Source organism: Cellvibrio sp. QJXJ, assembly GCF_024452345.1.
In the GTDB taxonomy this organism is placed as follows: Bacteria; Pseudomonadota; Gammaproteobacteria; order Pseudomonadales; family Cellvibrionaceae; genus Cellvibrio.
Genome location: NZ_CP101662.1, coordinates 2,952,745 through 2,968,381, shown reverse-complemented (window position 1 = coordinate 2,968,381; position 15,637 = coordinate 2,952,745). Strand labels below are relative to the sequence as shown.

The 15,637-nt window shown below is 53.5% G+C and carries 14 protein-coding genes; 6 read left to right on the top strand and 8 right to left on the bottom strand.

Annotation, left to right across the window (positions count from 1 at the left end; all coding sequences use genetic code 11):
* Positions 1-63 precede the first annotated feature (63 nt).
* The 5 genes from NNX04_RS12960 (at position 64) to NNX04_RS12940 (ending at position 6,419) form a co-directional block, all read left to right on the top strand.
* Entirely contained in the window at positions 64-672 is a 609-nt protein-coding gene (locus NNX04_RS12960; protein WP_151054781.1) for a PEP-CTERM sorting domain-containing protein, read from the top strand.
* A 51-nt stretch (positions 673-723) separates the two neighbouring features.
* Positions 724-2,649: a RecQ family ATP-dependent DNA helicase gene (locus NNX04_RS12955; RefSeq protein ID WP_261946038.1), complete on the top strand. Its 1,926-nt coding sequence runs from the start codon at positions 724-726 to the stop codon at positions 2,647-2,649.
* A gap of 222 nt (positions 2,650-2,871) precedes the next feature.
* Positions 2,872-3,924, top strand: a complete 1,053-nt coding sequence (locus NNX04_RS12950; RefSeq protein WP_261946037.1) for a sugar phosphate isomerase/epimerase family protein — start codon at positions 2,872-2,874, stop codon at positions 3,922-3,924.
* An 18-nt stretch (positions 3,925-3,942) separates the two neighbouring features.
* Entirely contained in the window at positions 3,943-5,088 is a 1,146-nt protein-coding gene (locus tag NNX04_RS12945; protein ID WP_261946036.1) for a Gfo/Idh/MocA family protein, read from the top strand.
* Between the two features lie 116 nt (positions 5,089-5,204).
* Positions 5,205-6,419 (top strand): MFS transporter, encoded by a 1,215-nt coding sequence (locus NNX04_RS12940; protein WP_151054773.1) that lies wholly within the window; start codon positions 5,205-5,207, stop codon positions 6,417-6,419.
* Between the two features lie 12 nt (positions 6,420-6,431).
* On the opposite strand, the gene NNX04_RS12935 is transcribed toward NNX04_RS12940, so the two are convergent.
* From NNX04_RS12935 to NNX04_RS12920, 4 genes are all read right to left on the bottom strand, one after another.
* Positions 6,432-6,743 (bottom strand): hypothetical protein, encoded by a 312-nt coding sequence (locus NNX04_RS12935; RefSeq protein ID WP_261946035.1) that lies wholly within the window; start codon positions 6,741-6,743, stop codon positions 6,432-6,434.
* 118 nt (positions 6,744-6,861) lie between these two features.
* Positions 6,862-8,088 (bottom strand): cellulase family glycosylhydrolase, encoded by a 1,227-nt coding sequence (locus NNX04_RS12930; protein WP_261946034.1) that lies wholly within the window; start codon positions 8,086-8,088, stop codon positions 6,862-6,864.
* Between the two features lie 390 nt (positions 8,089-8,478).
* Complete coding sequence (fghA, locus tag NNX04_RS12925; RefSeq protein ID WP_261946033.1) at positions 8,479-9,339, bottom strand: S-formylglutathione hydrolase; 861 nt, start codon at positions 9,337-9,339, stop codon at positions 8,479-8,481.
* Positions 9,340-9,358: 19 nt separating this feature from the next.
* Positions 9,359-10,468 (bottom strand): S-(hydroxymethyl)glutathione dehydrogenase/class III alcohol dehydrogenase, encoded by a 1,110-nt coding sequence (locus NNX04_RS12920; protein ID WP_007639640.1) that lies wholly within the window; start codon positions 10,466-10,468, stop codon positions 9,359-9,361.
* Between the two features lie 103 nt (positions 10,469-10,571).
* On the opposite strand from NNX04_RS12920, the gene NNX04_RS12915 reads away from it, so the two are divergent.
* Positions 10,572-11,462: a LysR family transcriptional regulator gene (locus NNX04_RS12915; RefSeq protein WP_261946032.1), complete on the top strand. Its 891-nt coding sequence runs from the start codon at positions 10,572-10,574 to the stop codon at positions 11,460-11,462.
* A gap of 11 nt (positions 11,463-11,473) precedes the next feature.
* On the opposite strand, the gene NNX04_RS12910 is transcribed toward NNX04_RS12915, so the two are convergent.
* The 4 genes from NNX04_RS12910 to NNX04_RS12895 form a co-directional block, all read right to left on the bottom strand.
* The gene (locus NNX04_RS12910) at positions 11,474-12,367 is read right to left on the bottom strand and encodes a chemotaxis protein (protein ID WP_261946031.1); all 894 of its coding nucleotides are present in this window, start codon (positions 12,365-12,367) and stop codon (positions 11,474-11,476) included.
* Positions 12,368-12,443: 76 nt separating this feature from the next.
* On the bottom strand, positions 12,444-14,354 hold the full coding sequence (dxs, locus tag NNX04_RS12905; RefSeq protein WP_261946030.1) for a 1-deoxy-D-xylulose-5-phosphate synthase: 1,911 nt from the start codon (positions 14,352-14,354) through the stop codon (positions 12,444-12,446).
* Between the two features lie 65 nt (positions 14,355-14,419).
* A complete protein-coding gene (locus NNX04_RS12900; protein WP_261946029.1) occupies positions 14,420-15,307 on the bottom strand; it encodes a polyprenyl synthetase family protein in 888 nt (295 codons plus the stop codon).
* The gene (locus tag NNX04_RS12895; protein WP_007639645.1) at positions 15,307-15,552 is read right to left on the bottom strand and encodes an exodeoxyribonuclease VII small subunit; all 246 of its coding nucleotides are present in this window, start codon (positions 15,550-15,552) and stop codon (positions 15,307-15,309) included. The genes NNX04_RS12900 and NNX04_RS12895 overlap by 1 nt, the downstream gene beginning before the upstream one ends.
* Positions 15,553-15,637: the final 85 nt, after the last annotated feature.

Here is a 15,637-nt window from a genome sequence, read left to right as displayed (position 1 = left end):
GCGCGGCAGTTCTGATCTTGCCGTTGGTTGAGGTTCGTTATCGAGGGATTTTGGGAGACGTTTATGCGATTCATAACAATAGTGGGTTTGATAGTTGCGCTGGCTGCACCTTCTGCCATGGCTGGCTTGGTACGTTTGGATATAGATAACCTCACTTTTTACGATTGGGATACCGGTGAACCGGAGCCTGGTGGCAGCATTAGTTTTTTTATTGATGAGTCAGTTGCTGACTCCAATGCACTCCCGGAGCGCGGCCGCTATAACGGTGCGATTGCGGGTGGCCAATTCAATAATTACCGCACGGGTGAAACCTATTTGTTTGACCTGGATACCCAAAATTATCTCGATGTAGAATCCGTCGCGGATATGTATACCGGCATAGCGCTGCGTGGTTCGTTTAAAAATCAGTTAGGCCACAGTTTTTTATTTGATTTATGGATGGAAGCCAGTTTTAAACCGGATGATCATTTGCATACGCTCAAGTCAGCAGTCGATGTGTGGGAAAACTCAGTGGTATTCAGTTTGCTTGAGCCCGTGAATTATTTTGAGGGTTATGGCTCAACCAAGGTCAGCTTTACGCCAATAAATAATGTACCGGAGCCAAGTCTATGGGCATTGTTGTTGAGTAGCCTGTTTATACTCGGTTGGCGACGTTTTAAGTCGCCGATTTAGTGTGCCGCTTTAGGTTCATGGAAGAACTACAACATTACGGAATGTCTTTTTATGTCATCGTCTCATACTGTTCTGGAACAGTCGTTTAAACTTAACTCCTTTCGTCCCGGTCAACAGCAAGTGATTAGCGCGCTACTCGCGGGGCGATCTGCACTTGCAGTATTCCCGACAGGCGGAGGTAAGAGTCTCTGCTATCAATTGCCTGCATTAATGCTCGACGGCTTAACGCTGGTTGTCTCGCCGCTTATCGCGTTGATGAAAGATCAAGTAGATGCATTGCAGGCGCTGGGTATTGCGGCCGCGCGTTTGGATTCTTCTCTGTCCAAAGATGAGGTGCAGGCCATCTACGATGGCATTTATCAGCAGCAGATAAAATTATTGTATGTCTCGCCCGAGCGTTTAAAGAACGAGCGTTTTGTGCAGCGGCTTGCGCGCTGCAAAATCAGTTTGTTGGCGATAGATGAAGCGCATTGTATTTCTGAATGGGGGCATAATTTCCGCCCGGATTATTTAACCCTGGCTGATCTTGCCAAAACGTTGCGCGCTGAGCGTGTATTGGCTTTAACGGCAACGGCAACACCAGCAGTGGCCGCCGATATTTGCAAACAATTTGCTATCGCCCAGGCGGACCATATTCAAACCAGTTTTGCGCGCCCGAATTTACAATTGCGTGTCACACCCTGTAGTGCAGAGGAGCGAATGAATTTACTTCTGTCGCGCTTGCAAAAACATCCGCGCAACGCTGCGACTATTGTGTATGTGACTTTGCAAAAGACCGCAGAGGAAGTGGCGGCGGCAATTAATGCCGCGGGGTTAATGGCGGTGCATTATCACGCCGGGTTGCCGGATGACGAGCGCGAGCAGGTGCAAAATCAATTTATGCGCGGCGAGGTGCCGATAGTTGTCGCTACTATCGCCTTTGGTATGGGCATAGACAAAAGTAATATTCGCGCGGTGTACCATTTTAATTTGCCCAAATCGTTTGAAAACTACGTGCAGGAAATTGGGCGCGCCGGGCGCGATCGCGAGCCTTCATTATGTGAAATGTTTGCGGTGGCCGATGATATTCGCGTATTGGAAAATTTTACCTATGGCGATACGCCCACAGCAGAAAGTTTGCGGGCATTGGTGCAGCACTTGCTCACTTTTGACGATGTATTTGATATATCGACTTATGAATTATCCAATCAGTTTGATTTACGTCCGCTGGTATTGAATACCGCGCTCACTTATTTAGAGCTGCGCGGTGTGATCAGTGCCCAGAGTCCGTTTTATACCGAATACAAAATACATTTTTTGCGGGACCATACATTTATCCTTGCGCAGTTTGATGCTGACCGCGCTGGTTTTTTACAGCGTTTATTTGCTGCCGGGCGTATGGGCAGAAAATGGTTGTCGCTGGATATGTTGACGGTACCGGAACAATTGCAGGAATCCAAAGAGCGTATCAGTAACGCGCTGGATTATTTGGCAGAGCAGGGGTGGATTGAATTAACCGTCGCCAATTTGCGTCAGGGCTATAAAAATAATAAAACCATGCATAACGCCGATCAGCTGGCCGAACTCCATCATTACCTGGAACAATTATTTGCCGAGCGGGAGGCGCGGGATATTCAGCGCATTCATGCGGTGCTTGCGTTTGCCAATAATCCCGCCTGTTTGAGCCAGCAGCTAATGTACTATTTTGGTGAAGAGGGCGCGCCGCCCTGTGGTATCTGCAATCACTGTCGCCATGCGCAGCCAGCGCTTATGTCTTTGCCTCCTGTATTACCGCTCACGCCCGCGCAGCAAACGCTTGTTGCAGGTGTGAAGCGTGAGGCGCATGTAGCACTGCAGCAGCCGCGACAATTGGCGCGGTTTTTATGTGGACTGCCCAGTCCGGCGACTAGCCGTTCGCGCCTTAAATCCCACCCTGCGTTTGGGGCGTTGGCCGGTGTTTCTTTTTCCTTATTAATCGAAGCCGCCGCTGGTGTGTGAGTTATGTCCGGCTGATGCCTCCGGGCGTTGCCGGAAGTGTAAATAACTGTTTGCTCTGTCGCGCGTTTTGGCGACTTGGAATAAAGTCTTGCCTCCGTATGGCTTATTGTTATGATTACTTTAAGTCATCTTGTATATATGTACCGGCAATTTAAATAATGAAGCGGCTCGTTGCGACAGCGCCGCCTTGGTTTACGCCCCTGTTCTGTTGGAGATTCCCCCATGAAAACGCTGAAAGGCCCCGCGATTTTTCTCGCACAATTTTTAGGTGATACCGCTCCGTTTAACAGCCTGGATAGCATCGCGGGTTGGGTGGCGAGTTTAGGTTTTAAAGGCGTGCAAATTCCCACATGGGACAAGCGCGTTTTTGACTTGGAAAAAGCAGCAACCAGCACAGAATACTGTGCTGAGTTTCAAGCAACACTGGCTAAACACGGTTTGGTGGCGACTGAGCTATCCACCCATTTGCAAGGGCAGTTAGTGGCGGTGCACCCGGCTTACGATGAAATGTTTGACGGCTTTGCGCCAGAGTCAGTGCGCGGTAACCCCGTTGCGCGTCAGGCTTGGGCGGTTGAGCAATTGATGTTGGCGGCACAGGCAAGTAAAAACCTCGGTTTAACCGCTCATGCGACCTTCTCCGGTGCGCTGCTCTGGCCCTATTTGTACCCTTGGCCACAGCGTCCTGCCGGTTTGGTGGAGCAGGGTTTTGCCGAATTGGCCAAACGCTGGATGCCCATTCTGGATGCCTTTGATAAAGCGGGTGTGGATGTGTGTTACGAAATCCATCCGGGCGAAGACCTACATGATGGCGCTACCTTTGAACGCTTCCTTGCAGCGGTAAACAATCACCCGCGTGCGAATATTTTGTTCGACCCATCCCACTTTGTATTGCAACAGCTCGATTACCTCGCGTTTATCGACCGCTATCACGCGCGCATCAAAATGTTCCATGTAAAAGATGCGGAATTTAACCCCAGCGCCCAACAGGGTGTATATGGCGGTTATGAAAGCTGGGTGGATCGCGCCGGTCGCTTCCGTTCATTGGGTGATGGTCAGGTAGATTTCAAACAAATTTTCTCCAAGTTTGCCGCTTATGATTATGACGGTTGGGCTGTGCTGGAATGGGAATGTGCCTTGAAACACCCGGAAGTGGGTGCGGAAGAGGGCGCTAAATTTATCCAGCAGCACATCATTAAAGTCACCGAGCGCGCGTTTGACGATTTTGCCAAGAGCGGCATCGACGAAGCCAAAAATCGTAAAATTCTCGGTCTGTAAAAATTCAGGAATTCAACAATGACAACTCCAAGAATTCGTTATGCAATGGTCGGTGGTGGTCGCGGTGCGTTTATCGGTGCGGTGCATCGTATTGCGGCGCGTATGGATGACCGGTTTGAACTGGTCGCGGGTGCGCTGTCTTCTAATCCCGAAAATGCCCAGGCGTCTGCAGCTGATTTACACATCGCTGCCGATCGCGCTTACACCTCCTATGAAGAAATGCTGCGGGCAGAGAAAACCCGCGCCGATGGTATTCAGGCAGTGGTTATCGTAACGCCTAACCATATGCACTTTCCGGTTGCCAAAGCCTGTTTGGAAGCCGGTGTGGATGTGATCTGCGATAAACCGGTGACCCGCACTTTGGAAGAGGCGCTGGAGCTGGAGCAGATCGTGAAAAAAAGCGGCTGCTTTTTTGCGCTTACCCACAACTACAGTGCTTATCCCTTGGTGCGTTATGCCCGTGAAATTATCGAGCAGGGTAAACTCGGCAAACTGCGTGTTGTACAAGTGGAGTATCCACAAGAGTGGCTGACCGAAGCGGCGGCAGACGACAACAAACAAGCTTCATGGCGCACTGATCCCGCGCGCTCTGGGTTGGCAGGTTGTTTGGGCGATATCGGCACTCACGCCTTCCAGCTTGCGCAATTTATTACCCAGCAAAAAGTGAAAACCGTCAGTGCGGATTTGACCAGTTTTGTTGATGGTCGCCCGGTAGATGACAACGTACATGCTCTGCTGCGTTTTGATGGCGGCGCCAAAGGGATGCTCTGGTCAAGCCAGGTTGCACCCGGGTGTGAAAATGGTTTGCGTATTCGTGTGTATGGCGAAAAAGCCGGCATTGAGTGGGCGCAGGAAAATCCTAACGAGCTGTGGTTCTGCGAGTTGAATAAACCGCGTCAACGTATTACCCGTCGCAGTGATATAGGTAGCGATATTGCAGCGCGTGGTATGCGCACACCGGGTGGTCACCCGGAGGGCTATCTGGAGGGTTTTGCCAACCTCTATAAAGACATCGCCGATATTTTGATTGCGCGTCAGCAGGGCGAGCCCCACTTTTTGCAAAATTGGGTGCCGAATATAGACACAGGTGTGGAGGGCATGCGCTTTATTCAGGCTGTGCTAACCTCATCGCAACAGGATGGCGTTTGGACGCCACTGGTGTAGTGTCAATAACTGCCGGGTTTTGTGCCCGGCAGTTTGGTTTTGTCAAACAACAACTCACAACAACAATCAATAACAAACCAAGTAACAATAAAACCCTATAAAAAGGTATAAATCCTATGACCAGCTCCTCAGCAACTATTAATCCGCAGCGACTATTTACCGCCTGCTGCGTCGCACTGATTGTGACCGCAATGACCTTTGCGATTCGCGCCGGTATCCTCACGCAACTGAGTGCAGACTTTAACTTCAGCAACACCCAGTTGGGGTGGATTAACGGCATGGCCTTCCTCGGTTTTCCGGTGGCGATGATGTTTGGTGGTTTGATTTATAACCATGTCGGTGCACGCACCTTGATGTATCTGGCTTTTGCCTGCCACTTGATTGGTTTGATTTTGACAATTACCGCCAATGGTTTTGTCACTCTGTTGTTATCGAGCTTTTTCATCGGCTTTGCTAACGGTTCGGTTGAAGCCGCCTGTAACCCCTTGATCGCCGATATCTACCACACTCGCAAAACTGCCATGCTCAACAAGTTCCATGTTTGGTTCCCCGGTGGCATTGTGATCGGTGCTTTGGTGTCAAGCCTGATGACCAAGTTGGGTCTGGATTGGCAGTGGCAAATTGCGATCATGATCATTCCTACCATTATTTATGGCGTAATGATCTTCGGTCAGCCATTCCCAACCATGGCGAATTCCGAGACTTCTACCAAAACCAATATCAAAGCGTTGTTCTCGCCGCTGTTTATTTTCATGTTCTTCTGCATGACTGTGACCGCCGCGTCTGAATTTGGCACCCAGCAATGGGTTGACCGTATTTTTGGTGCGTCAGGTGCTCACCCCATGTTGGTATTGGCCTTGGTAACTGGTCTGATGGCATTGGGCCGCTTCTTTGCTGGCCCGATTGTAGAGGCTCTTAACCCGGTGGGTGTGTTGTTGATGTCTGCCGTGGTGACCACCATTGGTATCTTCCTGTTGAGCAATGCATCCGGCGGCATGATTTACATTGCAGCGATGGTGTTTGCATTGGGTGTTACCTACTTCTGGCCGACGATGATCGGGTTTATCAGTGAATACCAGCCGAAAACGGGTGCGCTGGGGATGTCCCTGTTAGGTGGTGCCGGTATGTTCTCCATGAGTATGTGGAATCCGGTAATTGGCGGTTGGTTGGATGATGCAAAAGCCGAAGCGATTGCCAGTGGTGTTCCGGCGGAAGCGGTAGAGTTGACTGCAGGCCAAGCGACATTGCAAAACCTCGCACTGTTCCCGCTGTTCCTGATCTTTGCGTTTGGTTTCCTGTTCTTGATTCGCAAACGTTTTGCACACAAGTAATTGAGTTCGGTATTAACCCCTCATTAAAAAAGCGCCTAAGGGCGCTTTTTTAATGGCTGTAAAACAAGGTTGTAACCAGGCGAAATGTAATCCGCTGTAATAAGTTGTTACATTTGGCGACAAATATGGGAACTGCATCACATAAGAGACTAGCGCTGTTGGTTTTAAAAAAGTACAAGCTGTATAAAAGCGCGGCATGACCATGAAATGAGTGAGTGGTTTAGTGAGGCTCAAAAGGACTTGAGTTTCCATGCATCTCTCTTCTGTAACTTCTCCCTTCTCTCCCGCTTTGCTCTGCTTTTTACGCCTCCCTGTTGTGCTCATGGCTAAACCCTGACGCGAACCGATTGCGCTTTTTCATTTACTGGCTGGCGGCTACGTAAAAAAGGCGATGTATTGCTACATCGCCAAAGGGCTGTAAAGGATGTTGCCTGAAAACGCCTTACTGCGAATTACAGGTGCTTTGGGAGATGCAACTACGGTTGTTTTCCCAGCCCCAGCCAGAACTGACGCTGGTGCAAATCGGGTAGCTGGTGCCATACCAGTTGCAGCTACTGCTAGTGGTACGCACCACACAGCTTTGATTGTTCTCCCAACCCCAACCATTACCGGTGGCTGAGCTGGCACTGCAGCAATAGGGGTAGCCATTGGGCGCGGTACCGCAGCTATTGCCACTGGAGCTGCTGCTGGATGATGCGCTACCACCAAAAATGCTGGCTAGTCTGGAAGTCGCTTTAATGCCATTGCTGCCATTGATGAGGGTATTGCCCCAGGTGGTTAGTGTGTTGGCGTTGAAGTTTTGGGCGATATCCAGCGAGGCCAAGCCAGAACCATTACCTGACCATGACCAACCAAAATAGCCATAGTTGTATTGTTTGGCGTAGCTCATGATCGAGCCTTCATCGACATTGCTACCAAAATGATCTGCCGCGAACTCGCCCACCACCAAAGCTAACCCATTGTTTTTAAAGCTGGCCATGTAGCTGTTGATACTGCTGGCACTGCCATAAACTTCATACATATGCACACTGAAAATCACGTTCTTTTGCGGATCGCTGGCCAATACGCTGGCGGCGTTGTCGCGCATGATGTTTTGCCAGTCCTGGCCCCAGTTAGCGGCATCGACCATCAGTGCGTGTTTGAAACCGGCGGCGCGCAGGCGGCTGATGGCATTTTTGTGGCCGTCGGTCCAGGCGCTGGCGGATTGGCCATTGCCAAAGGGCTCGTTGCCAATATTGATAATGACGTAGTCCTCTTGGCCGATCAGTGAGTTTTTAATGTTGATCCAGTAGTCCACCGCCTCATTAAGGGTGGCCGCCGTTTGTTCGCCGTAACCGGTGGTGTCGTGCACCTCCAGCACGGTAATCAGTTTGTTGGCTTTGGCCTGACTGATGATGCTAACCACTTGCGATTCCGGGGTGCGGCTCCAGAGTTTGCCGCTGGCGAGCACCACACGCACGCTGTTGGCGCCGGTTTTAGCTATATCGCTCAGGGAGTTGGCGGTTTTGTCGTTGTACCAGGCGTGGGCGACATTGACGCCGCGCATCACAAAGGGCGAACTGTTTTCATAGACGGTACTGCCGGACACATAAATGCCGGCGCTGCTGCTGATGGCGCTGAGCGCCAGCACTAGGGCGGCGAAGGGTTTGATAAGTTTTGTTACTTTCATGGGGTTGAACCTCGTTATGATTATTCTTGCGGGCGCCTCGTCCAAGGCGATGAACAACTCACTGTCAAAACGCTCTTCCTGACATCCAATCCTTGTTGTAAATGCGGGCGGCTTGTTATTTGCGTCCTTCTGTTAACCAATTGTTTGTAACCGGTTACTTGTTTTTTGTTAATAAAAGATAAAACCCCCTATTGTATCGGTAGGCAAACAAATGCTGGTTTTTGTGTATATCTTTGAATTAAAACAAAATTATTATTCTGTGGTGTCGAACAGCCGGAAGTTAATGGATAACTCTACTGCAATTATTTTGTAACCGATTACAAAGCTAGCCGAGAAAAAGGGGCTTGGCAAGCCCCTTTTTTATGCGCAAATAAGGGTGTTGGCGGGTGTTTAGTGGTGAGCACCCGTTGGATAAAGGTATTTGGCGTGATACTGCAGGTGATCGTCGATAAAGCTGGCAATAAAAAAGTAGCCATGGTCATAGCCGCTGCGGGTGCGATAAAGCAGCGGTTGGCCCGCTTTGGCGCAGGCGGCTTGCAGGGCGTCTGCGCCCAGTTGCGGTGCTAGAAACTCATCCGCATCACCCTGATCCACCAGCAGCTCTTGGCTTGATACACCGCTCCCAATCAATGCGCAGGCGTCGTACTGCTGCCAGGTGTTGCGATCTTCGCCCAAATAGCCGCTAAACGCTTTTTGACCCCAAGGGCAGTTACCAGGGTTGGCGATAGGTGCAAAGGCCGATACCGAGGCGTAGCGGCCCGGTTGGCGCAGCGCCAGCACCAGCGCACCATGGCCGCCCATGGAGTGACCGCTGATCGATTCGCGACCATTCACCGGAAAGTGCGCTTTGATCAGTTCCGGCAGCTCAAGGGTCAAATAGTCGTACATGCGGTAGTGTTTATCCCACGGCGCTTGGGTGGCATTCAGGTAGAAGCCCGCGCCGGAGCCGAAATCATAGGTGTCGTGCTCGCCGGGCAGGCTCAGGCCGCGCGGACTGGTGTCCGGGCAGATAATGGCAATACCCAGCTCTGCCGCCATGCGCTGGGCGCCGGCTTTTTGCATAAAGTTTTCATCGGTACAGGTCAGCCCCGACAGCCACCACAAGACTGGCACCGTATGGGTTTCGGCCTGCGGCGGTAAATAAATCGCAAACACCATGTCGCAGTTGAGGCTGGTGGAATGGTGTTTGTAACGCTTTATCCAGCCGCCAAAACTTTTGCTGCTGGCGATGTTGGTCAAAATACTGGTCATGTCGGTGCCCCTGTAGCGCTTAGAAGTGCAAAACGGTGCGGATACTTTTGCCTTCGTGCAGCAAGTCAAAGGCGTGGTTGATTTGGTCGAACGGCATATCGTGGGTGATAAATTCGTCGATTTTGATCTCGCCGCGCATATAGCGCTCCACATATCCAGGCAACTGGCTGCGGCCTTTAACCCCGCCAAACGCCGAACCTTTCCATACGCGACCGGTCACCAGTTGGAAGGGGCGGGTACTGATTTCCTGCCCGGCGCCAGCCACGCCGATAATGATCGATTCCCCCCAACCTTTATGGCAGCACTCCAGTGCCGAGCGCATCACGTTCACGTTGCCGATACATTCAAAGGAGTAGTCCACGCCGCCGTCGGTCATATCCACAATCACTTGTTGGATGGGCGCGCTGTGGTCTTTGGGGTTTACAAAATCGGTCGCGCCAAATTGGCGGGCGAGTTCAAATTTGTCGGGGTTTACGTCGATGGCGATGATGCGGCTGGCATTCATCATCTGCGCACCTTGAATTACCGCGAGGCCGATAGCGCCCAGGCCAAATACTGCGACGGTTGAGCCGGGGGTGACTTTGGCAGTATTGATGACGGCGCCGATACCGGTGGTGACGCCGCAGCCGAGTAGGCAGATTTTATCCAGCGGTGCATCTTTGGAAACCTTGGCGAGGGAAACCTCCGGCAATACGGTGTACTCGGAGAAAGTCGAGGTGCCCATATAGTGGAATAGGGGTTTACCTTCAAAGGAGAAGCGGGTGGTGCCGTCGGGCATTAGCCCCTTGCCTTGGGTGGCGCGCACTGAGCCGCACAGGTTGGTTTTGCCGGACAAGCAGAATTTGCATTTACCGCACTCGGCGGTGTAGAGCGGAATCACATGGTCGCCCACTTTCAGGCTGGTTACGCCTTCGCCTACCGCCTCCACAATGCCCGCGCCTTCATGGCCCAAGACTGCCGGAAATACCCCTTCGGGATCGCTGCCGGACAGGGTATAGGCATCGGTGTGGCAGACGCTGGTGGCTACAATGCGCACCAACACTTCGCCGGTGCGTGGGCCTTCAACATCGATCTCTACCAGTTCCAGTGGTTTGCCAGCGGCAAAAGCGACAGCGGCGCGTGATTTCATGGGTGACTCCTCAGCGTTAAAATTTCCGGGTGCAAAGTGTAGACTAGTGACTCAGTGGCAATAAGCTAGCTGAAAATCACTTAATTATTGCCGTGGAGCAACAATGCAACATTGGGAGCGGGTAGAGGCGTTTATCGCGGTAGTTCGATTTGGCAGCTTTGCCGCCGCAGCGCGGGAGCTGCAAGTATCTAACTCCCATGTGAGTCGGCTGGTGAGCCAGTTGGAGCAGCAGTTGGGCACGCAATTGCTCTATCGCACCACGCGCCAGATCCGCCTTACCGATGCGGGGCAACTCTATTACGACAGCTGTCGCCATTTGTTTGATGGGCTGCGCGAGGCGGAATCGCTGCTGCAGCATCATCAAGGCCAGCCTACGGGATTGCTGAAAATTACCGCAGCGACCACCTTTGGTGACCGTTATATCGCGCCCTTGGTGAACGACTTTCAGCTGCTTTACCCGCAACTCAAGGTACAGATGTACTTCAGCAACCGGCAGGTGGAGTTAATTGAAGAGGGGTTTGATCTGGCGATTCGCATGGGGGTCATGCGCGAATCCACCCTGATCGCCAAACGCCTGTGTGACCGACGAGAGTACATAGTCGGTTCGCCCACCTATTTGGCGCGCGTGTCGGCGCCACAAACCCTGACCGATTTGGAGCGCCACAACTGCCTGGTTGGCACGCGCGGTTATTGGCTATTAAGTGACGGCGGCCAGTGTAAGGATCTACAGGTGCGCGGTAACTGGCAGGCCAACTCCGGCCCGGCCCTGCTGGATGCAGCGCTGAAAGGTTTGGGGCTGGCGCAGTTGCCGGATTATTACGTGGATGAATTTCTTGCCGATGGCCGCTTGGTGAAGGTATTGGACGACTACCGTTTTAACGACGCCGGGGTCTGGGTGGTCTACCCCCAGCAGCGCCATTTGGCGCCCAAGGTACGGTTGTTTATCGATTTTCTGGCGGAGCGATTTGCGGGTGGGGTGGCGTCATTGGTTTGATTGGGCGCTAGTTAGCGAACTTTTTTGGTGGCGCCACGCAACATTGCATCGATTAATTCACGCGCGTCGAATTTGGTGAGCGCTTCGTCGGCACCGACCTGGCGGGCTTGGCTGACGCTGATGCTGCTGGACAGTGAGGTGTGCAGGATGATGTAGGCGCTGGCGAGTTGTTTGTTGTCGCGCACGGCAAAGGCCAGTTCGTAGCCATCCAATCCGGGCATTTCGATATCGCTGACCAGAATGTCGATGGGCTGCCCTTGATTGGCTGCTGCGCGCATGATCTCCAGCGCCTTTTGGCCGTCATCGGTCACCTGATAGCGCACATTGATGGCATCGAGGGAGTCGCTCAACTGTTTGCGCGCGGTGCGCGAGTCATCCACCAATAAAATACGCATGGGGCGCAGCTGCTCGCGTTCTACATCGGTAATGGTGGCGGTGGCTTTGGAGGCGTCGAGCGGGAAGAGGCGTGCCATGATCACTTCCACATCCAGCAGTTGTACCAGCTGGTTGTCGACCCGGGTGACGCCGGTGATGTAAATGCTATTGCCCAAAAATTTATCGGGCGCGCTGATATCGCGCCAGTTGGTATCGGCAATACGCTCGATCTGGCGCACCAGAAAACCCACTTTTTGGCGCTGTACATCGGTGACAATAATAAAACTACTGGCCAGTGCATCTTGCGGGGTGGCGCCTTTGCCCACCGCTGCCGCGAGGTCGACTATGGGCATGGTCTGGCCGCGAATGTTAAGCGCACCCAGAATACCCGGGTGCTGGTTGACCATGGGGGTCACGGCTTGATAAGGAACCAATTCCTGGATTTTAAGTGTGCCCAGGCCAAATATCTGTTGGTTGTGCAGGCGAAACAACAGCAGGCCTTGGGAGTGATCAGCTTTAGAGGATGACAAGGTGGCGCTCTCCTCGCGGGTTAATCAGGTTGACAGTCAGGCTGCTATGTAATGCTTGGCAGCCTCACTATCGAGTTTAGTGTGCTATGGATCTGGCGTCGCTTGTTGTTGCCTTCAGGCGCAAACTAATACGCTCGGCGATGGATTTGGCGTCCAGCCCCTGGCTTGCCAGCTGCTGTTTCTGGCTGGCGTGTTCAACAAATTCATCGCCAAAACCGAGCTGTAAGGTCGGGCAAATCAGGCCGATATGATTTAAATGTTCGGTCACGGCACTGCCTGCACCGCCAGCAATCGTATTCTCTTCCAGGGTCACCAGCAATTGATGTGAGCCCGCCAGCTGCTCCACTAATTGTGCATCCAGCGGTTTCACAAAACGCATATCCACCAGGGTGTAATTGTGCTGCTCGGCGACTTGTTGGGCGGTAGCCAGTAGCGGCCCAAAACAGAGCAGGGCGACTTGTTTACCCTCGCGTTTGATAACCCCTTTGCCGATGGGCAGGGCGGTCATGGTTTTTTCTATCGCTGTGCCCGGGCCTGTTCCGCGCGGGTAGCGCACAGCGGCGGGGCCTTGGTATTGGTAGGCGGTGTAAAGCAGCTGGCGGCACTCATTTTCGTCGCTCGGTGCGGCAATCACCATATTGGGAATACAGCGCAGGAAGCTGATATCAAAACTGCCGGCGTGGGTGGGGCCGTCTTCGCCGACCAAACCCGCGCGGTCGATGGCAAAGGTGACGTCCAGATTCTGCAGGGCGACGTCGTGTACCAACTGGTCGTAGGCGCGCTGCAAAAAGGTGGAGTAGATCGCCACTACCGGCTTCTGGCCTTCACAGGCCATGCCTGCTGCCAGTGTCACCGCGTGTTGCTCGGCGATGGCCACATCGTAAAAGCGCTCTGGGAAGTGGGCGGCAAATTCCACCATTCCCGACCCTTCACACATGGCGGGGGTGATGCCAATTAGCTTGTCATCCTGCGCCGCCATATCGCACAGCCAGCGGCCAAATACGTCCTGATATTTCACTTTTTTGGGTGCATCCACCGCGCCAAGTTCGGCTTTTTTGGGCTCGATTTTGTTGAGCGCGTGATAGCCCACCGGGTCCAGCTCCGCTGGCTCAAAACCTTTGCCTTTCTGGGTGATGATGTGCAGCAGTTTTGGGCCTTTGATCTCGCGCAGGTTGCTCAGGCAGCGCACTAAATCGCCCAGATCGTGGCCGTTGATGGGGCCGACATAGTTAAAACCCATCTCCTCAAATAGGGTGCCGGGCGACATAAAACCCTTGAAGTGCTCCTCGGTGCGGCGCGCAAACTCCCAGGCGGGTGGGATCTTGCCCAGCACCTGTTTGCTGCCTTCGCGCAATGAGTTGTAAAACTTGCTCGCCCAGATTTTGGACAGGTAAGTGGAAAAGCCGCCCACATTGGGGGAGATGGACATGTTGTTGTCATTGAGGACCACTAACATATCGGTCTCAGTGTGCGCGGCGTGGTTCAGCGCTTCAAATGCCATACCGGCGGTCATGGCGCCATCGCCGATAATCGCTGCCACTTTGCGTTCAATGCCTGCCATTTTGGCGCCAATCGCCATGCCTTGGGCGGCGCTGATGGAGGTGCTGGAGTGGCCGACCCCAAAGGTATCGAACTCGCTCTCTTCGCGCTTGGGGAAGCCGGACAGGCCGCTGCCCTGGCGAATAGTGCCCATTCGCTCGCGGCGCGAGGTCAGGATTTTGTGTGGATAGGTCTGGTGGCCCACATCCCACACTAGGCGGTCGTTCGGGGTTTGATAGACGTAATGCAGGGCGATAGTGAGTTCTACCACACCGAGGCCAGCGCCAAAGTGACCGCCGGTCTGGCCGACGCTGTAGAGCAAAAAGGCGCGCAGTTCTTCTGCCAATTGCGGCAGCTGCTTTTCGCTCAGGGCGCGCAGCTCAGTGGGGCTGTCGATGCTATCGAGCAGTGGCGTGAGCGGGCGGGAGGTGGGTATCTCGTTATGCATTCGCGGTCATCAGTCTGGTTATCAGGTGGCAGTCGGCCATTGTAGGCAGCTTGGCAGAGGCTTGGCTAGTTCGACCTTTCTACTATATAGCGCGCCAGTTGGCGCAAATGGACGGCGCTGTCACCAAAATCCAGCAGTGCGGCCTGCGCCTGCTGATGTAATTCAGCAGCTTTGGCTTTGGCACTATCCAATCCCAGTAGTGATACGTAAGTCGGCTTGTTGCGAGCTATATCGGCCCCTTGCTGTTTGCCCAGGGTGGCGGTGTCGGCAGTGACATCGAGAATATCGTCTTGCACCTGAAAGGCCAGGCCGATAGCGGCGGCGTAGTTATCGAGTGCGGCCAATTGTGCCGCGCTGGCGCCGGCGCTGAGTGCGCCCATCGCAACGGCGGCGCGGATCAGTGCGCCGGTTTTGTGATTGTGCATGGTTTCCAGCTGCGCGAGGCTGAGCTGGTGATCTACGGCGGCTAAATCAATCGCTTGGCCCAGCACCATGCCCTCAGCGCCCGAGCCTGCGGCCAGTTGGCGCACCAGCTGGATCTGGGTGTTAGCTGGTAACTCGGTTTGGGTGAGCAGGTCAAAAGCCAAGGTCTGCAGGCCGTCGCCCGCGAGAATGGCGCTGGCCTCGGTAAAGGCGATATGGCAGGTGGGTTTGCCGCGGCGCAGATCGTCATCGTCCATGGCGGGCAGGTCGTCGTGCACCAGGCTGTAGGAGTGCAGGCACTCCAGGGCACAGGCGACGGGATCGATCAGGGTCAGCTCGATACTGGGGTTGATCGCCAGTGCTGAGGCGTAGGCAAGGATCGGGCGCACCCGCTTGCCGCCATTAAACAGGCTGTAGCGCATGGCAGCGCGCAGTTGGGTTGGGTCGCTACCGGCAGGGAAATATTGGTCAAGGGCGCTATCAACCCGCAGGCGACAGGCGCTGGCAAAGCTATTGAAATCGGTGTCCATCAGGCCTCGCCTTCATCGCTATCAAAGGCTTCCAGGCGGATATTGCCCTGTTGTTCAATCAGTAAGGTGACCTGTTGTTCAGCGGCGGCGAGGCGGGTTTGGCACTCGCGGGTCAGGGCTATGCCGGTTTCAAACGCCTGCAGCGATTCTTCCAGCGTCATATCGCCCTGCTCCATACGCGCCACCAGGCTTTCGAGCGTGGCGAGCGATTGCTCAAAGTCGATGCTTTTTTTCTTGGGCGGCATGTGTGTCTCTCGCAGGTTATTGGCTGGCGGCGGCGGATTATAAACCTGCTGTCACAAAACTGCAGGCGTTTTGACTGGCAGGCGT